The sequence below is a fragment of the Bradyrhizobium sp. 613_E4_N2_2 genome (assembly GCF_052075995.1).
GTDB lineage: Bacteria > Pseudomonadota > Alphaproteobacteria > Rhizobiales > Xanthobacteraceae > Bradyrhizobium > Bradyrhizobium barranii.
The window spans coordinates 1554222-1572860 of record NZ_CP197234.1; the positions used below are offsets into that span (position 1 = coordinate 1554222).

Annotated in this window: 15 protein-coding genes, 1 tRNA gene and 1 pseudogene; 6 read left to right on the plus strand and 11 right to left on the minus strand. The window is 60.4% G+C overall.

Features of this window, described 5'->3' with window-relative positions:
- Positions 1–89: 89 nt before the first annotated feature.
- The 3 genes from AB7290_RS07295 to AB7290_RS07305 all read right to left on the minus strand — a co-directional run bounded on the left by AB7290_RS07295 (position 90) and on the right by AB7290_RS07305 (position 1794).
- A complete protein-coding gene (locus AB7290_RS07295) occupies positions 90–401 on the minus strand; it encodes a c-type cytochrome (RefSeq protein ID WP_085400504.1) in 312 nt (103 codons plus the stop codon).
- Positions 402–610: 209 nt separating this feature from the next.
- Positions 611–907: a c-type cytochrome gene (locus AB7290_RS07300; protein WP_085400508.1), complete on the minus strand. Its 297-nt coding sequence runs from the start codon at positions 905–907 to the stop codon at positions 611–613.
- A 53-nt stretch (positions 908–960) separates the two neighbouring features.
- Positions 961–1794: a universal stress protein gene (locus tag AB7290_RS07305; protein ID WP_085400510.1), complete on the minus strand. Its 834-nt coding sequence runs from the start codon at positions 1792–1794 to the stop codon at positions 961–963.
- A 123-nt stretch (positions 1795–1917) separates the two neighbouring features.
- On the opposite strand from AB7290_RS07305, the gene phbB reads away from it, so the two are divergent.
- The gene (gene phbB / locus AB7290_RS07310) at positions 1918–2643 is read left to right on the plus strand and encodes an acetoacetyl-CoA reductase (RefSeq protein ID WP_085400512.1); all 726 of its coding nucleotides are present in this window, start codon (positions 1918–1920) and stop codon (positions 2641–2643) included.
- A 337-nt stretch (positions 2644–2980) separates the two neighbouring features.
- A complete protein-coding gene (locus tag AB7290_RS07315) occupies positions 2981–4810 on the plus strand; it encodes an alpha/beta fold hydrolase (RefSeq protein WP_094184010.1) in 1830 nt (609 codons plus the stop codon).
- A 9-nt stretch (positions 4811–4819) separates the two neighbouring features.
- On the opposite strand, the gene AB7290_RS07320 is transcribed toward AB7290_RS07315, so the two are convergent.
- From AB7290_RS07320 to AB7290_RS07330, 3 genes and pseudogenes are all read right to left on the minus strand, one after another.
- The gene (locus AB7290_RS07320) at positions 4820–5803 is read right to left on the minus strand and encodes a zinc-dependent alcohol dehydrogenase family protein (protein WP_063982739.1); all 984 of its coding nucleotides are present in this window, start codon (positions 5801–5803) and stop codon (positions 4820–4822) included.
- Positions 5804–5993: 190 nt separating this feature from the next.
- Positions 5994–6400 (minus strand): annotated as a pseudogene (locus AB7290_RS07325) (helix-turn-helix domain-containing protein); the annotation flags it as partial.
- Positions 6401–6536: 136 nt separating this feature from the next.
- Positions 6537–7055, minus strand: coding sequence for an Hsp20/alpha crystallin family protein (locus tag AB7290_RS07330; protein WP_085400515.1), 519 nt, complete (start codon positions 7053–7055; stop codon positions 6537–6539).
- A 677-nt stretch (positions 7056–7732) separates the two neighbouring features.
- Between AB7290_RS07330 and AB7290_RS07335 the strand changes: the two genes are divergently transcribed.
- The 3 genes from AB7290_RS07335 to AB7290_RS07345 all read left to right on the plus strand — a co-directional run bounded on the left by AB7290_RS07335 (position 7733) and on the right by AB7290_RS07345 (position 9598).
- A complete protein-coding gene (locus tag AB7290_RS07335; protein WP_063982741.1) occupies positions 7733–8002 on the plus strand; it encodes a DUF2312 domain-containing protein in 270 nt (89 codons plus the stop codon).
- 30 nt (positions 8003–8032) lie between these two features.
- On the plus strand, positions 8033–8227 hold the full coding sequence (locus AB7290_RS07340; RefSeq protein WP_063982742.1) for a hypothetical protein: 195 nt from the start codon (positions 8033–8035) through the stop codon (positions 8225–8227).
- Positions 8228–8770: 543 nt separating this feature from the next.
- Positions 8771–9598: a universal stress protein gene (locus AB7290_RS07345; protein WP_063982743.1), complete on the plus strand. Its 828-nt coding sequence runs from the start codon at positions 8771–8773 to the stop codon at positions 9596–9598.
- 1983 nt (positions 9599–11581) lie between these two features.
- Here the strand turns inward: AB7290_RS07345 and AB7290_RS07350 are convergent.
- The 4 genes from AB7290_RS07350 to AB7290_RS07365 form a co-directional block, all read right to left on the minus strand.
- Positions 11582–12400, minus strand: a complete 819-nt coding sequence (locus AB7290_RS07350) for an enoyl-CoA hydratase/isomerase family protein (RefSeq protein WP_094184011.1) — start codon at positions 12398–12400, stop codon at positions 11582–11584.
- A gap of 28 nt (positions 12401–12428) precedes the next feature.
- On the minus strand, positions 12429–13406 hold the full coding sequence (locus AB7290_RS07355) for an ABC transporter substrate-binding protein (RefSeq protein WP_085400519.1): 978 nt from the start codon (positions 13404–13406) through the stop codon (positions 12429–12431).
- Between the two features lie 99 nt (positions 13407–13505).
- A complete protein-coding gene (locus AB7290_RS07360) occupies positions 13506–14165 on the minus strand; it encodes an isochorismatase family cysteine hydrolase (protein WP_085400520.1) in 660 nt (219 codons plus the stop codon).
- Between the two features lie 30 nt (positions 14166–14195).
- On the minus strand, positions 14196–14723 hold the full coding sequence (locus AB7290_RS07365) for a hypothetical protein (protein WP_085400522.1): 528 nt from the start codon (positions 14721–14723) through the stop codon (positions 14196–14198).
- Between the two features lie 524 nt (positions 14724–15247).
- On the opposite strand from AB7290_RS07365, the gene AB7290_RS07370 reads away from it, so the two are divergent.
- Positions 15248–18088 carry an ATP-binding protein gene (locus AB7290_RS07370; protein WP_441253368.1) on the plus strand — a complete coding sequence of 947 codons (2841 nt, stop codon included), beginning with the start codon at positions 15248–15250 and terminating at the stop codon, positions 18086–18088.
- 275 nt (positions 18089–18363) lie between these two features.
- On the opposite strand, the gene AB7290_RS07375 is transcribed toward AB7290_RS07370, so the two are convergent.
- Positions 18364–18518: transfer RNA gene (locus AB7290_RS07375), tRNA-Ser, on the minus strand.
- Between the last annotated feature and the right edge of the window lie 121 nt (positions 18519–18639).

The following is an 18639-nucleotide window of genomic DNA, read 5'->3' on the forward strand; positions in this document are numbered from 1 at the left end:
CGCTTTCGACTCTATCCGTGCATCGGAAGTTCCGCATTGACCCATCTCAACCCGGGCTTCGAACCTTGGCGGCGGCGGTGGGCCGTGCCCTACTTGAGTGTGCGGACGTAGTCCGCGAGATCCGCGATCTCCGCCCGGTTCAGCGATAGCGTCGGCATGTTCGGATGCGGTGCGAGTAGAAGGAAAGCGAGCTTGTTTTGGTCGAAATCGGGCATCTTCGCGAAGGTGGAGAACGGCGGCGCCTGGTCGGAGGCTTTCGTCTGGCCGCTCTCGACGAGATGGCACGCGGCGCACCAACGTTTTGCGATGTCCTTGCCGTGATCCGCGTCCGCCGCTGCGGCCGGTGTCACGATCGCAAGCGCGCAAATCGTGGCGGACGACAATCTGAATGCTTTCGACATGCGAGGGTCCCCAAGGATCGAGCGTTATTGTCGGCGGACAATCTGACCGGTGACGTCTTCCACGTGAAGCAGCAGAAAGATAAGTGGTCCCCCGTCTTCGTGGACCGGCGTGTTGATCGATCGCTCGCCGCGCGTTACTGCAAGGCAGCCCGGGACGATGTCCGACCAATTTTGACCAAGGCTTCTCTCGATCGCGCACGTCTGATAGCTCATTGCTCCAACGTCTTCAGGAACGCCATGAAATCGCCGACCTGGTCGGAATCGAATTGAAATTCCGGCATCGCCGGATGCCCGGTGACGATGCCCTCGGCCAAGGCCTCCTGCAGCATCTCGATCGGATATCGCTCGTGTAACGTCCTGAACGGTGGAGCAATCTTGAGGGGGCTTGGGCTGACCTTGTCAGTCGAGTGGCACTTCGAACAATACAGCAGCGCAAGACGTCGGCCTTGCTCGACGCTCGAAGCTGCGGTTGGGTTAGGGGAGAAAAACAAACCCGCAACGAGCATGGCGCCTGCCACGGCACGTCCAGTTCCGAGATGCGTCCTCACGTAGTGCTCCATCAGTGCGACATCATGACTGGAACTGTCATACTGCGGAACATTTCCTGCGTGACCCCGCCGAATACCGTTTCCTGAAGTCGAGAGTGGCCGTAACCGCCCATGATCAGCAGGTCGAGGCTTTCATCCGCAGCGATCGACAGGATGCTCGCTTGCAGATCGCTACGGTCGGCCTGAAGCGATACGGCCTTCGCCGGCAAGCCCTTCCGCGCGAGATGTGTCAGGAGGCGTTCGGGCGATGCATCGGGCGGTACCTCGGATGCGTTGAGGGTGATGGTCGTCAGAGCGGCTGCGTCGGTGATAAATGGCATCGCGTCCCGCAAGGCGCGGGCGGCAAGGCGACTGCCGTCCCAGCAGATGCCGACGCGTGCCGCCTTGAACGCACCCCGGAAAGTATAGGGAATGAACAGCAGGGGCCCACCCGCCTGCAAGAGCAGTTCCTTCGGAAGCCGGTTGTCAAACGTGTCGCCCTCGGGGTCGCCTTGTGACACGATCGTCAGATCATAGAGGCGCGCCGCTGCACCAGCTTTCGCAACCGCGTCGGCGAGAGTTCCGTTCAGTGCGTACCTTCCATAGTTGATCCGGGCGTTCTTCGCCTCGACCTCGAAGACGCGCAGCGCTGCCTCGGCTCGCTCCAGCGCACGTTCATACTCGAATTGCAGGGACCATGCGATGGCTGCGCCGCCTTCCGCAAGAAACGGCACGTTCGTCGAAGCATATCCTGTTGCAATTGCATCCAGATGTGCCGAAGCACTCATTGCAAGAGAAACAGAAGCGTCGATGGCAGGCCGCGGTGAGCGCTCCGTAGGAATATGCACCAGTAAGTCCTTGAACATGCGTGCCTCCCGTTCCGATCGGGCTGAAGAGCAGCACAGGTCGACATCGAGAGCCTTGACGCACGTCAAAGCGGTAGCCGGCGCCCCGGGTATCGTTTTGACCATAGGGCGGGAGTTCTAGATATGGTGCGGGTGGCATTGGTAACTGGCGGTACCAGAGGCATTGGCGCCGCCATATCTCAAGCGCTTCAGGCCGAGGGTTGCCTCGTAGCGGCGACCTACGCCGGAAATGCCGAGGCCGCCAAAGCCTTCGCGAGCCGAACAGGCATCTCAGCCCATCAATGGGATATCGGTGATTTCGACGCTTGCGCTACCGGAGTGAAGGCCGTTGAGGCGTCAGTCGGGCCAATCGACATTCTTGTCAACAATGCCGGCATCGTTCGTGACGCCACGTTTCATAAGATGACCCAGCCGCAATGGGATGCCGTGATCCGCACCAATCTCGACGGTGTGTTCAACATGTGTCGACAGGTGATCGACGGCATGCGCGCAAGACGGTATGGCCGAATCATCAATGTCTCGTCGATCAACGGACAGAAAGGCCAGTTCGGCCAGACAAACTACTCCGCGGCCAAAGCCGGCGAGCTTGGATTCACCAAGGCGCTGGCGCTGGAAACGGCGCGTCTCGGAATCACGGTAAACGCCGTCTGCCCCGGCTATATCCATACCGAGATGCTGGATGCCGTGCCGCAGGATATTCTGGAGAAGAGCATCCTGCCGCAGATTCCGGTCGGCCGTCTCGGCCGACCGGAAGAGATTGCGCGCGCTGTCCTGTTTTTGGCAGCAGAAGAGGCGGGATTCATCTCCGGGTCGACGCTGTCGGTCAATGGCGGCCAGTACATGATTTGAGCGTGGACGGGTCACTGACCGTCAACGCTTCCAACTCACCCGAGCCGTTCACCTCCGGGTCTTACGGACTTGAAACCGCCAGGCCCTTGGCAATCTCTGCCGAGACAGAATAAGCGACCGCGATAGCAATTATCGTCGCCTTGCCGCCGACGGTGCGATGAAGCCGAACAGGCCACCCCCAAAGCCTTAGTCCCGCTAGCTGCTCGATCATCGAAGGGCTCGCCGGCCTGTTGATCACTTGGCCAGGAAGGTAAGAGGCAGCTCGATCTCGGGGTTGATGCAGCTCAATTCGGTCTCGGACAACGTGGTTAGGTTGCGAGGGCCAAAGGAGTTCACCATGTCGCCTCCAGCATCCGTCAGCCGCATTCCCATAGCTTCGAATTCTGACCAGGTCCCCGTCGAGCCCCCGGTTACTGAGGCAATGGTGCCAGCGCAGCCGTCCGGGTCCGATGCAGCCGTCGATGCCATCGACCGATCCTTCCACGCGGCGCTGGCGCGCTTTACGGGCGGCATCTCGCCGGCAGCGCTGGCCCTGGCTTTTGCCGACTGGCAACTGCACCTCCTGGCCTCACCCGGTAAGCAGGCCAGTCTTACCGGCCGGGCGATCCAGAATGCGTCTGATCTTGTCGATGCTATGGTGCCGAGGCATGCGATATTCCAGCCTTGGTCAGTGATCAGGCCGCCGGAGAACGACCGTCGTTTCACGGGCTCAGATTGGGAGCTGCCGTCCTTCAATCTCCTGGCCCAGGCTTTCCTGCTGACCCAACAATGGTGGCATTCGACGACGATCGGTATTCACGGACTGGCCCATTCGAACGCGGCAATCGCCGACTTCGCGCTTCGCCAATGCCTGGATACGGTGGCTCCGACGAACTTCGCCATTAGCAATCCCGAGGTTCTGCGCAAGATCATGGAGACCGGCGGAGGCAATTTCGTCTACGGCCTGCACAATTTTGCCGAGGATTGGCAGGCTCTGCTCGCCGGTGCAAGGCTGAGGAGCGATCAGACTTACGTCGCGGGTAAGGATGTTGCGATCACACCCGGCAAAGTCGTCTATCGCAACGAGCTGATCGAGCTCATCCAATATTCTCCGACGACGCCGACCGTGCGGCCCGAACCCGTTCTGATCGTGCCTGCCTGGATCATGAAGTACTACATTCTCGATCTGTCGCCGCGCAATTCTCTCGTCCGCTATCTGGTCGAAAGCGGTTTCACCGTCTTCATGATCTCATGGAAGAACCCAACGCCTGAGTATCGCAATTTCAGCCTCGAAGACTACCGCGAGTTCGGCGTGGATGCTGCCATCGCCGCCATCAACTCGCTTCGGCCTGGACAGGCCATTCACGCCGCGGGGTATTGCCTCGGCGGCACGCTGTTGTCGATTGCGGCAGCCAGACTGGCTCGCGAGCGACCTGACTGCCTGCGAACAGCGACACTGCTCGCGGCGCAGACCGATTTCACGGAAGCTGGCGAGCTCACCTTGTTCATCAATGAAAGCCAGGTCTCGTTCCTCGAGGATATGATGTGGCGGCAGGGGCTGCTCGGAACGGCACAGATGGCCGGGGCCTTTCAGATGTTGCGGACCAACGACCTGCTCTGGTCGCGCGTCGTGCGGGATTATCTGGTCGGAGAGCGCGCCGCACCGAGCGAGCTGATGTCGTGGAATGCCGACGCCACGCGCATGCCGTATCAAATGCATTCCGACTATCTGCGGCGGCTGTTCCTCAACAATGATCTCGCCGAGGGGCGCTACCAGGTCAACGGCAGGCCGGTCGCTCTCTCGGATCTCCATATGCCGATGTTTGTCGTCGGTACGTTGCGCGACCATGTCGCGCCCTGGAAATCGACCTACAAGGTCAATTTCCTTGCCGATGCAGACATCACCTACGTCCTGACGAGTGGCGGCCACAATGCCGGCATCGTCGCGCCACCAAGCGAGGAAGGGCATAGCTACCAGGTGCTCGCCAGGAAGGCCCATGATCCCTATCTCGGCCCGGACGAATGGATCAAGCGCGCGCCGTCTCACGAGGGATCATGGTGGACCGAGTGGACGCGATTTCTCGCCGCGCATTCCGGTCAGCCCGTTCCGGCCTCCTTGCCGGCGGGCGCGGCAGAAAAAAGCGCGCCTTTGGATGACGCGCCGGGCTCTTACGTGCTTGGGCAGTAGACGCGGCGGTCAGGGGCGCAAAACGGCTGCGCCAACGAGCTTGCCTTCCCTCAGACAGGCGAGCGCTTCATTGGCCTGCGAGAGCGGAAATACCGTCGTGTAGGTCTGAATGTTGGTCCTCGCCGCGGCGGCGAGAAAATCGATGCCGTCCTTTCGGGTCAGGTTAGCAACTGATACGATCTGCCGTTCACCCCAGAGAATATGGTAGGGGAACGTCGGAACGTCGGACATGTGAATGCCGGCGCACACAACGCGCCCGCCCTTGCGCACCGAGCGCAAGGCAAGCGGCACTAATGCCCCGACCGGTGCGTAGATGATGGCGGCATCGAGCTCGGTCGGCGGAATGTCCTCCGAGGCGCCGGCCCAGTCTGTGCCGAGGGAAAGCGCAAGTCGCTGTGCGTCCTGGTCGTCGCCACGGGTGAAGGCGTAGACGGTCCGCCCCTGTGCGCGCGCCACCTGCGCCACGATATGGCCGGCAGCGCCGAAGCCATAGATGCCGAGCGTCTTGCCATCGCCTGCCATTGCCAAGGATCGCCAGCCGATTAGTCCGGCGCAGAGCAGAGGCGAAAGGGCTGCGTCATCGCCGCGCTCGCCAAGCGGAAAGCAAAATCTTGCATCGGCAACGAGATGACTAGCAAAGCCGCCGTCGCGGGTGTAGCCGGTGAATTTGGGACGATCGCAGAGATTTTCCTTGTCCGCGCGGCAATAGAAACATTGGCCGCAGGTGTGGCCGAGCCAGGGAACACCTACACGCATGCCCAGCTTCAGCTCGTCTACGCCCGCGCCTATCGCATCGATTCGGCCGACGACTTCATGCCCCGGGATGATTGGATAGGGAATTCCGGGAAGCTCGCCATCCACGACGTGCAGGTCGGTCCTGCATACGCCGCAGGCACTGACCTTGACGCGGACCTCGCGGGGGGCGGGGATCGGGTCGGGTCGTTGCTGGAACGTCAACGGCGCGCCGCGGGCGGAGAGAACCATCGCGTACATGTCGCATTTCCGTTACGGCTTGTTATGCATCGTGCAGTCGTACCTGGCGGATTTATTGCCAGTGTGCGCCGTCCGCTAAGGGGGCGCAACAGGCGGCTTCCGCAGGCTCTAGACGCGATCGCAACCAGTGGCGTGAGAAGCGGCAACAGGCCGCTCAGCGGATAATAGACCGCGCCCGTAACTTGAGCGATCAGGCATCGATAGTGTGCAAGCGCTGGCGGTTGCGCAGCACGATCTGGCAGGCACGGGAAAAGCCGAGAATGCCCTGGACGTGAAGCTGCGACAGCGCACGCGACACAGTCTCGAGCGTGAGGCCGAGATAGTCGCCGATGTCGCGGCGGCACATCGGCAGCGCCATCATGCCGGCGACGGCGAGGCGCCGATCCATCTCCAGCAGGGAGGTGGCGACGCGCTCCATCGCAGTCTTGCGCTCGAGCAGCAGCATGTGATTATCAGCGTGGCGCAGCTCGGAGGCGGTCATCGTCCAGAGCTTGCGGGCAACCTGGATGCCGGTGCCGGCGGCCTTCTCGAGGCTCGCGACTTCACCGGGCGCACCGTGGTGTCGATGATGGCCTCGACGGCAAGCCGATCCGTTGCGCTGAAGGCTTTGAGGCGTCAACTGCCCGCCGCGGAATCTCATCACGGCATCGGAAGAACGGGAATGACAAACCCCGGAGACCGCAACCAGCTTGTCTGGTCCGGCTCTCCGGTTTGTTACGAAGACTGTACAGGACTAGGCAGCCTTGCCGGGCGCCGTGGCCTTATCCGATACTGGGTTCGCGCTCGGTGGAGCTCCTGTCTTGATATCGATGGTCTTGGTGGTCTTCACGGCCTTGGCGGGCTTGTTGATAGCGAGATGCAGCACGCCCTTGTCGAAATGAGCTTCGACGGCTCCGTCTTCCGGCTCGAAAGGCAGAGACATCGATCGATAGAAGGAGCCGTAGCTGCGCTCCTCGACATGCCAGTTCTTTTCGTCTTTCGTGCTCTCCGCCTTTTTCTCGCCGGAGATGACTAGCTGGTTGCCGTCCAGGCTGACCTTGATATCTTTCTCGTCCACGCCGGGAAGTTCGGCGGTCACTTCGAAGGCATCCTTGGTTTCAGCCACATTGATTGCCGGCTCGCCTGCCCCAATACTGGGAGAGGACGAACCCTGATTGAAAGCGCGAAGCGCGTCTTCCACTTCGCGTCGCATGGCCCTGAACGGGTCGAACGCAGGTTCCTGGCTGGTGGTCCACAATCTCGGAAGGCTCATCTGCTCTCTCCCACAGGTTGAAGAAATATCCGAAATTGTGCTCCGCCCGCTCGCGCCGGCCTTGATGTAGCGCAAAAATGGCTGGGTTATTTGGAGGCGGAAAGGCCGGTCATGATGAGGAAGCCCGCAAGCAAAGGGTGCGCGCCAGCGAGGTTGACCTAATGAGGCGGGAGCGTACCCAGTGAGCTTGCATCGCTTCACAAGCTCGATGTCTTGGTCTTTGCAGCTACAACGAGCATGCTGATGGCGACGGACAGGAGCTCTTCGAGACCGCAGTACGGTTGAACTTCGAACGTATGGTCTCCAAGCGTTGATACAACGTACCGATCGGAGCGGACTGAAGCCCGGTGGAAGGTGAAGACGGTCCAGCGAGGGATATTTCCCGTGGTCGGCTTCGTCAAAGATCCCTGAGATATCGCGCGGGTCGGTCGCAAACGGGACCGTCTATCTTGAAAACGAGGCGATGAGGCAGAGGTCTTGCGAATTGTTGGCAACGGCCTGACCTAGATCCGATCACCGAACCGGGCGGAGTTCGCAGGCTACCGCGAGGAGGGGCACGCGATAGGGTTCCCGAGCTGATCAATACCCTGACTAGCTGCTTTCGAACCGACCCAGGTTAAGAGATTGGTTATCTCTTTGCTCTCATTTTCACGGCCTCATTCAGGCAAGGAGGCACCATGTCAGACATCACCATTCCCGGCGGAAAAATTCGTTCCTTCGTCGAGCGGATCGAGAACCTGGACACCGAGCTGCAGGAGTTGAACGAGCAGAAGAAGGAAGTCTTTTCGGAAGCCAAAGGCGAGGGCTTCGACGTCAAGATCCTCAAGGAGATCATCAAGCTGCGCAAGCAGGACCAGGACGAGCGCGACGAGCGCGAGTCACTGCTCGATCTCTACATGCGCGCCATGGACACCGCCCCGGCAGACAAAGCCGCGAAGGCGGCGTGAGACCCTGCAAGAATTCAGGGACCGCATCGCATGGAATTCTTCCGTGCGATGCGCGCAAACCTGTGCCGTCCAATCATGGGATTGGAGCGAGAGTTCAAGTTTTTCAATCGGTTCAAGGGCGGCGTGTGCATGACGTGTGCACCGGGAGAAACAACTTCGGCGCCGATCGTCTGGAAGGTGTTGCCAAGCTTTCTGCGATTCATCGGGCCGCGCCTGCTGGTCTGATGCGTTCAACGACGCATTGATGACTGCGATGATGTTCGTGCAGTTGCGTGACCTGACCGAGCGCAGCATACGCATCGCGCGCCAACGCACCAGCCCGGTTTTCAATCCCACCGGAGCATGAGGAGGCCCCGCAAGGCGATCGCAGTGGAGCGGGGCGGCATGTCCGGTCATGGCGCCAATTCCGGACTCATGCGCGGCAACAAACAATCCCTTTGGAAAGCTAGGACGGCAGTCCCGGCGGCCGCGCCTTCAGTATTCGATCCCGGGTTACAGCAGATCGCATCGGAATGCTTGTATGGAGTGAGAGGCATGAAATTCGGGCTGCAGACTCTCGATAGATACTGGTAGCTCCAGTGCGGTCAGCGCCTCGCGCTACCCAGTGAAGTTCCGCTTTTGTGTAGGCGGGCGCTCAAAAATCGCACCGATTGCTGGCATAGACTTCGCCGCAGGCGACCATATACACGAAGTCGGGCAAGGGTTGACCTGCGTCAAATAGGCGACATTGGGATCAGCTAGAATACGGCTATTCTCGGAGAAGCGCTAATGGCTATCAAGGATATGCTTTTGCCGCTCATTGGGAACCCAAGCCCAAGATTAATTGCAGCGATCGCGAAATGCGTTAATGTGGCGGCGAGTTTCGACGCCGAGATCACTGCGCTGGTTGTCGAAGAGGATGTCTCTGTTCGGCCGCAAGTCATGATCTCGGCCGATTTCCCCGATGAGGTCAGAAGCACTACGGATGCGCAAGGCTTATTGAAAGCGTTCGATACCGCCGTCGCCGAGGTCGGGGTACGCAACGTACAGAGGGTTGCGCATTTGAGAGCGGGGGATGCCCCGAAACACCTTGCGCTATGCGCACGCCCGAAGGATTTGTCGATTGTTCCGGTCAAGCCGGACGATGACCAAGCGGAAAGGGTCATCGAGGGATTGATTTTTCAATCAGGTCGACCGATTTTGTTGTGCCCGGAAGAACTCGCCGCCGAGCTGCCTGTCAACTTCGACCGGATTATCGTTGCCTGGGACCATAGCGCGCCGGCTGCAAGAGTCGTTGGCGATGCCCTGTCGATGCTGCGCCGTGCTCGCGATGTGCAGATCATCACAGCGACCGATGGCAACACCCTGGCGGAGCAGCAGTCGGGTGCGGCAGTGGTCCGCCATCTGGCTGAACATGGCATTAGCGCAAGCTTCGAAACGGTGCGGATTGATGGCAGTTCCGTCGGAAAGATACTCGAGGCGGAGGTCAAAGTTAGAGGCGCGGATCTCTTGGTCATGGGGGCCTACGGTCATTATCGGTTGAGCGAATGGGTCTGGGGCGGCGCGACCAAGACTATCATCGGGCGGCCACCTTGCTGGGTGATCATGTCGCATTGAAACGCTCGTCTCGGGCCGAGCAAGGGCGAAGCTCGATGTGGGACACGGCTGTGAATGGGCAGCCCGGACCATCCGGGACCGCGACTTCGGGTCTCAAGCGTCGTGTTCTGCAATAACGGCTGTCCGTCAACTTCTGCGACGCCTCGCTCGCAACCGAGATTGCGTGGCGCTGCAATTTGTCGCGAAGGGCCACAAGCGGACTCATGCGGCGCAGCAGGATCGATAGGGGACGCGCGTTTCATCGCGCGCGCCCCGCACAGAACCGTACTGGCGCGGATGCAGGATCGCGAGATCAGCGGGCCGGCAGCATCAAATGCTCGTATTGCGTGCCAGGCCACATCACATAGGGCCTCGTTGGGTCGGCCTTCGCGTCGCGTGGATAACCTCCGGCCGTTTCCGGCGCCGTGAACGACGGAAGAGGATACCCGGAAAACGAGGCCCGTCTCTCGGATATCGCGCTCGAATGGATCGTCCACGCAGCAAGGAACGAACCTGACGGACGGGACAACCTCGGACGGTTACGGTATCAAGGTCGACGAGTGATATCTGAAGCTCAAGCCGGATCCTCTCGGGCGAAAGCACGACGAGCGCGAACCAGGATGGTTCGGCAATCGTTTCAAATGGGCTGAAGGCCTACGTAAAGTCCAGCCGGAGGCGATTTTGCATTCCAGCGTCCTCAACCGTTCGCGGCGGAAGCTGGCGTGCGGCACTACTATGAGATCGCGCCATACCCGCCCAGGAACCTCAGCGCCCACCTCAAGCTGATGGCCCACTACACCGCGCCGCCGCCATCCGGAGGAGCCGCATTAGCGGCGGCATGGTCCTCGCTCATTCGACGGCAGAGGGACTCGTTCTTATCTGCAATGGACTCATCTTCCGCTGCAATACGCACAGGCGGAGGGTTAGCATTGATCCTTCAGGGGCGGGTTCTACCGTTGGATTGATCGGGCAGTGCGCTGAGTGGGAAGGCCAGTGCCAAAATCGAATCCGGCCAGTGCCAAATTCCAGCGTGGAGCACAACGCTCCTGCTCGGCTTCGAGTTCTTCGAGTGCCCGGTTCGCATAAGGTCAAGCACGCGAAGGTCCACCGCGGAAATGCGCATAGAATGCGCCGTAAGGATTTGAAAAGACTTCCAGAAAATGGATCGCATTGTGTTTTACCTGCATGATGCTAGTAAAATGCCGTCATTAAGTGCCCGCGTGCAGCGGGGCCGGGTTCCCACAGCTGCGTAGAACCCACCGCAATTTCGTCGAGCCTTCTCGTCTATCAGCGATCCTCATTTTTGCTAGTGCAGCAAAAAGCCCACCGAGTCGGTGGGCTTTCGCTCTTCTGCAGCGGCTCACTCCGAATGGACATTCGAAACTGAGCGCAATGGACACAATGGTATGCGGGGTGGACAACTTTCGCCGACCCCACACGTCGACCCCACACAAAGGAGGACCCAGTTGTGGAGCCGCACGTGTTGCACTTTGTGCAGAGGCCGTTTCGCAACAGCAAGAAACCGGCGGCCAACAGTGACCGAGCTGATGCTCGAACCGTTGCGCTGAAAGGTACTTGAGCGGAGGAAATGCACCTTTGTCGAAGTGCCTTCTGGTAAATCATTGAAATTACGCAAAATGTGAACGCCCTCCGAGCGCACCATAAACCCAAGGTAGCGATATGCCGTCGTAATGGGCTTCACACTTGGTAGGGTAGCCCGCTCGGAAAGTTCTTTGCTACCAATGCCCTCGAGACGCATTCCGCTGATGTATCGGGCCCTGGTCGCGAGAAAAGTACTGGAGGCGCTAAGCGATATGTTCGCTTATCGAGCGACAGGCGACCGCCGTCTCTAGTCGGGCACCGTCAGACCCAGTGCGGAACTATATCACCAGCCCGTTGAACGATAGTGTCTCTTCGTGCGGTGCATTCACTGCTCGCCGACGCAGGCGCAACAATCTCGGTATGTGGAGCGTTCGGGGCTTGGCCATGCTCTGGCTGTGTCCCTCAGGATGATTCCGCCACCGCGTGTCCAAGTCGAAGCTCGGTATCGGATCGAGTTTGAAGTCCGCGCTTGATCAGCGATGCCCCGCGTACCCGTGTACTCGGGTGGGCCGCAGATTCGAAGAAGGCCGCCAGCGCATGCTGAAACACGGCGTCGGGCGGGAGCGTGACTTCGTTCATGAGAGCCTTGGCACCAGCGAGAGCGTGCTTTTCGAATGAGGCCAGCCGACGCGCAAAACCATCGACGAACGCCTCAATCTCCTCGTCGGGTAAAGCGCGGTTGACGTAGCCGTATTGCTCGGCGCGGTCCGCAGAAAAATCGTCCGCCCCGAGAATGACTTCCAGGCCGCGGCCTCGCCCCATTAGCCCGGCGAGCCGGGCCATCGGATTGCCGCCGGGTACAGCGCCCATGCCGACTTCAAATTGCCCGAGAATCGCGCGCTCCCGACTGGCGAAGCGCATGTCACACGCGAGCACGAACTCACTTCCGGCTCCGCGTGCGCGTCCGCGGATTTCAGCGATGGAGGCGACTGGTGCCCGCGACAATCGCACGAGCACGTCGATCCACGGATGCATCCCCGTCGGTCCCGGCGGCATCGCGGCAACCTTCGCCTTGTCCGCAAGCACATCCCAATGGGCCAGGAAGAAATCCGGGTCGGCGCTTCGGAACACGACGACCTTGACGTCGGCGTCGATTTCCAGTGCGGACAGGAGATCCTGAAGCTCGCCGATCGTGTCCGGATCGATCAGGTTTATGGGCGGATTGGCGAACGTTGCGGTCCACAGGCCTGAGGACGGCTTTTCGATCATGATCTGGGCCATTGAAAACTCCATCTGGTTTGAGGAAAAATTACGAGATTGCCTCGTCTGCGCAGGCGAGCAGGCTTGGCGGAACGTCGATCCCCGCTGCCGCGGCGGTTCTGAGATTGATGACCAATTCGAACGTTGCAGGTCGGACGACGGGAAGCTCGGACGGGGATATTCCGTTGAGAATGAAACCCGCGTAGAGGCCGATTTGCCGGTATCCCTCGGGTGGACGGATCCCGTAACTCATCAAGCCGCCCTCGGCGGCGTAGTCCCGAAATTGATAAATCGCCGGGATATTCTGTTGCGCTTCGTGTGCAACAATGGACCGCCGACGCGTATCAAAGAAGGGGGCCGCGCAAACCAGCAGTGCGTCCACGCCGGCAATCCTCAGCCGCTCGAATGCTTCTGTCAGCTCGAGGTCGCTGCTGGCACAGGCAATCACGACGGAACAGCCGAGCCCCCGTGCCGCCAGCTCGATCTCGCGCGTCTGCGTTTGCGACTCTTGGAAATCGTCATCCACGAGAACGCCGATAACTTTCGCGCGGGGCGCCATCTCGTGCAGCAGCCCGAGGCGCTTTGCCTCCAGTTCCGTGGCGAGAAGGCTGATCCCGGTCATATTTCCGCCCGGCCGGTTCAGGCTGTTGACGAGGCCAGTCCTCACCGGATCGCCGCCCACAGAAAAAACAATCGGGATGCTGTCAGATGCAGCCTTCGCCGCTAGCGCGGATGGCTCGCCTCCGGCTGCAATCAGTACCGACGGACTCCTGTCGACGATGTCAGCGGCAAGCGCTGGAAGCCTTTCATAGTCGCCACCAGCCCAGCGATATTCGATGCTGACGTCATGACCAGCAATATAGCCAGCCTCCGCCAGCCCTTGGCGAAACGCGGTCAAGATGCGCGTCGAATCGCCGCGCGATCGACTGCTCAGGAAGCCGATGAGAGGCCTGCTCCGCTTTTCTCTCCGAAACGACGGCCACACCGCTGCCCCGACGAAGCCCTTCATAAAATCGCGGCGCTTCATGATCGAACCTCTCTGTTTAGTTTAGCTGCGAAATGGCGGTAAATCTTCAGGGGCGCTGATGATGAGAGACCAGCGCCCGACGGGCGCCGGTCGGGTCCGTCAATCGGCCAGTTCGGCGGCCGATGCTACAAAGGTGCTGGCTGAGATGCTCGCCACGACCTCCGTGGTCGTCACGATCGCGCTGGCATAGTTCGGCATATTGATCGTAAGCGCGGCATGCATCATCTCGTCTGAGTAGTCGGCGATGGCGTCCTTGACGACCGTGACGTCATATCCAAGCTCAGCTGCAAAGCGGACGGTCGCCTCGATGCAGGTGTGGGCGATGAGTCCGATGACGATGAGCCGCTGGATGCCGTGGCGCTTCAGCTGGAGATCGAGATCGGTGTTGGCGAAGCCGCTCGAGCACCAATGTTCGCTGGCGACAATCTCGCCCGGCTCCGGGACGAATTCGGCACGGAATTCGCCGCGCCAGGTGCCGAACTCGAAGCTCTTGGCCTGCCACGCCCTCCGCTGCACGGGCGCGACATACTTCCAGGACTCATAGTCGCCGGCGCGGTAACGGTGATGCATCGCGTAGAACACCCGGAGCTCTGCGGCACGCGCGGCATGCAGCACCTGCTGCATGTGTGGAACGCAATTGTTCGCCTCGGCCACGGCCTTGATCCGTGGCCAGATCTTGCCGCCCTCCGAGATGAAGTCGTTGTAGGGATCGACAACCAGGAGGGCGGTGTCGTTCTTGTCGTATGAAAGCTGCGTCATGTGACTCTCCCTTGCGACGGTGCCGCTGTGTCAGTTGTTCCGAAGCGCGGCGCGCTCGATGCTGGCCGCGAACTCCGGCGTTTCGCTCTGATTGTGCGCGATCGAGGCGGGCTGGCGTTGGGCGCGGAACAGGTCAAACGGGATGCCCTGCTTGCCGATGAACGCCATGAATTCGTCGGTGGCGTACGAGCGGACGCGGTTGGTGAATTCGCACTTGCCGGGCTCGATCTCCTTGACGCTCAGCTCCCAGGTCACGTGAATGGTCGTTCGCCCGGTCGGCGTGAACACGTCGGAGGTGGAATCGAGGACCAGATGGTCCTTTTCGCCGAGGGTCTCGACGTAATGCTGCACCATCAGGCTGCCGCCGATGGTCTCGACGTTGATCGACATCCGCTTGCCGTCCGGAGCCGTCGTGAAGCCCGCGGCGATGTGCGCCGGCGAGCAGCCCTGGTAGTCGCGCTCGGACAGATTGAAGCACCATGTTGGAATGTCGATCTGGTCGATCGGTGCGTTGATGATGGCGGTGAAGCTCGAATCGACGATCTGGTTGCTGGTCATGTCTCAGTCTCATCGTTGCGTTGTGCGCAGTTGACGTGTGCCAGACTTCACGGCCCTGTATATTTGCGTGACGCTGTCGCAGATCGATCGGCCGCTCGTCCTGCACATACTTTGGTGCGGTCGATCGAGATTTGCTCGTTATCGATTGTTATGGATCGTTAGCCCTCGCGGAGCCGCGGGAGACCGCCGAAAAGTGAGCCGGTCACGGCTTCACCCGCGGCCGGAGGGCCACGTGTTAGGGCGCTGCGAGATTTTGTTATGAGGGAAGGTCTTGATCGAATGTGCAGCCGGGCTTTACCACCCTAACGGCGCTGATCCGGTTGTTGGTCAATTCACAAGTCGTTGGCTTTCAAGACAAAAGTGACGCGAGTTGGTCGACACGGGAGCGGACCGTCGTGCCGGTTATGGCGCCGCAGCACTACTTTTTATCCCCGGGATCGGATATCACGATCCAAAAGACGTCGGTCGTCGTCGCATTTTCGTAATCGCACGATCGCCGCCCACAACAAGAGCAGCATCCATCAATGCCGACAGCGCAGACCACGGAGATCATTTCGTTCGGTCCTTTCCGCCTCAATATGACCGAGCGCGTGTTGACCAGAAACAGTGAGCAAGTCGAACTCGGGGGACGGGCCTACGATCTCCTGGTGGCGCTGCTCTCGCGCCCCAACGAGCTGATCAGCAAAGCCGAGCTGCTGCGCCAGGTATGGCCGGGTCTGGTGGTCGAAGAGGGCGCTTTGCGCTTTCACATCACCAACCTGCGCAAGGCGCTCGGCGAAGGCAGCGAAGGCAACCGCTACATCGTGACATCGTCCGGGCGCGGCTATACTTTTGTCGCGCAGGTAGCCCGCTTATCCGATCAAGCGCCGCGCGCGAGCGATATGTCTTCCTTTCAGCAGGCCAATCTGCCGGTACGTCTACCGATGATCGATCGGGAGGTCGAGATCGAGGAGCTGCCGGCGCGGCTGATGGCGACGCGCTTCGTGACCATCGTCGGTGCTGGCGGCGTCGGCAAGACGACGCTTGCGATCGCGGCTGGGCACCGTCTGATGAAGAGTTTTGATGGTGCGCTGCTCTTTGTCGATCTCAGCATGGTCAGCGATCCAACTTTGGTGGGGACGGTCGTGGCATCGCTGCTCGGCCTGTCGGTGCAATCCAGCGACGCGACGCCCAGCATCGTCGCTTACCTGCGAGACAAGCGGATCTTGCTGATCCTCGACACTTGCGAACACCTGGTCGATCCTGTCGCCGCGTTCGCATCGTCTGTGTTTTTGTCCGCACCCAACGTCCACATTCTGGCGACGAGCCGCGAAGCGTTGCAGACGGACGGAGAGAACGTCTTCCGGTTGGACACGCTGGCCTGTCCGCCCGACGGCACGGAACTGACGGCCGAAATCGTTCGGACATTTCCGGCGATCCAGCTCTTCGTCGAGCGAGCCCGTGCGAGCGGCGCGCAGCTGGATTTCGGTGACGATGAGGCGCCCGTTGTCGCCAGCATGTGCCGCAGGCTGGACGGTGTGGCGCTGGCCATCGAGCTCGCGGCCCGCCGCGTCGAAAGTTACGGGGTGCATGGAACTGCCGAGTTGCTCGACCAGCGGCTGGCGCTGTCCTGGCTTGGGCCGCGGAGCGCTCCGCCCCGGCAAAGAACGCTGCATGCAACGCTGGACTGGAGCTTCGGCCTTCTCTCCGATCTGGAGCGGATCGTTCTCCGCCGGCTGGCCGTCTTCGTCGGACACTTCACGCTCGACGCGGTCACCGCGGTGTGCGGGCGCGACGTCAACCAGAGGGATATCCTCGGCGCGATCGACAGCCTCATCGCAAAGTCGATGATCGCGACCCGGCCGGTCGGAACCGTGATGAGCTATCGGCTGCTCGATACCACGCGCGCTTATGCCCGTGACATTCAGATCGCCGACGATGAAGGCCGCGACCTTGCTGTCCGGCATGCAACCTATTACCGGAATTGGCTGGAGCAGCGTGGCCGCGACTGGGCCTCCTTATCCACTGGAGTGGAACGGACCTCGCATTTTGGCAACATGAACAACGTACGCGCCGCGCTCGACTGGTGTTTCGGCGAGGACGGAGATGCCAAGCTCGGCATTCAGCTCGCCGCGGCAGCCGTCGATGTCTTCCTGGCAATGTCGTTGCTGGCGGAGTGTCACCGTTGGTCCCAGCGCGCCTTGATCGCGCTCGACGCTGGTGCTGTCGGAAGCTCTGATGAGATGCGTCTCCAGGCAGGCCTGGGTGTCTCTTCGTCGCAGATGTACGGCGAAAGCGACGCCGTCAATGACGCACTGAACAGGAGCCTCGCCATTGCGGAGGCCAGGGGCGATACGGCCTACGAGGCTGGATTGCTCAACATGCAATACATCTTCCACGGTCGCAGCGCGCATTTCAGGATATTGCTCGATTACGCCCGGCGTTGCCACGCCCTTGCCGAAAGATCCGGAGACCTCGCCATCAGAGCACTCGCTCACTCCGAACTCGGCATGGCGCTGCAATTTTCGGGCGATCTCGCCGGCTCGCGCCGCGAGCTCGAATCTCTGATAGGAATCCTGTCGCACGCCCAACAAGGCTCGGTTCTGTTGAGCTACGATCCTCATTATCGGTCGATAATGGCGCTGGCCCGGACACTCTGGCTGCACGGTTATCCGGATCAGGCAGCGGACCGCGCAAGGGAGGCTGTCAAGGCCTCGGAAGCCACGGGACATTCCGCAGCGCTGGCTCTGGTGCTTGCCGGTGCTGGCACGGTTTTTCTCTGGCGCGGCGACCTCGATGCCGCCCAGCACTACGTGGATCGCTCCTATTCGCTTGCCGAAGCAAATGCTATGGGCCCCCTGATGGCGATCGGACGATGCCGCAAGGCCGAGTTGACGATCCGCCGAGGGGATTTGCAACGAGGCGTCGATGATCTGCGGACGTGTCTGAAGCCCATCCACGCCGCGCGTCATGAGCTGCTCACGACCGAATTCAATATGGAGCTCGCGCTTGGCCTGCTTTCACTTGGGCGGGCTGGTGAGGGCATCACGCTCGTCAACGCGACAATCGAGCGGGTCAATGCGAGTGGTGAGTTCTTTCAAATGCCGGAGCTAATGCGCTTGAAAGGCAGACTGCTTGGCGCCATTCCGACATCGCGCCACGAAGACGTCCAAGCCTGCCTTCAGCAATCGCTCGACCTGGCCCGTGAACAGCACGCCGGTTCCTGGGAATTGAGGACTGCCACCGATCTGGCTGCGCTGATGGCTAGTACGGGAGATCGGATAGGGGCGAGAGCGTTACTCCAGCGATCATACGGCCGCTTCACGGAAGGCTTTGAAACGGCCGACCTGAAAGTCGCGGCAGATTTACTCAGCACGTGGGTCTGATGTCTGAAGTTGGCCCTTAGCGGACTTGATTGACGCTGTGGCTGACTTCCGCTTTACCGGAGATGGCCGACATTGTCGCCAATAGAGACTGCTTCCGTCAGTCCCTCTCCGGCGGCCGGGGAGGCGAGGATCGTGGATGCACTGTCGCATCCAACGGTTCGGCAGGCGAGCTTGCCGACGACTGTGCACGAACGAAAAGTGGACGTATCTGGTGCGGTTTCTGGTGCGGTCGTCGCGGCGCGGGAAACGAAGACCAAGCAAGGCACTGATATTCTTGGTGGGCCGGCAGGACTCGAACCTGCAACCAGACCGTTATGAGCGGCCGGAAAACGGATGCGGTCATTGATTTCCGTGCATCTTTTGTGATGTTTGGCCGCCTTCGTCGCTCTCGATCGGATCGTTTCTGGTGCGAAACTGGTGCGGTTGGCCCCCGCTTTCAATCCCTCGCTTTAAAGGCATAGCTGGTATTTTGCTAAAGTTTAGCACCATAAGCCCGGATCATAGGTTCGACTTCCACTCTCTCCGCATCGACAGCAAAAACAACGAGAAGT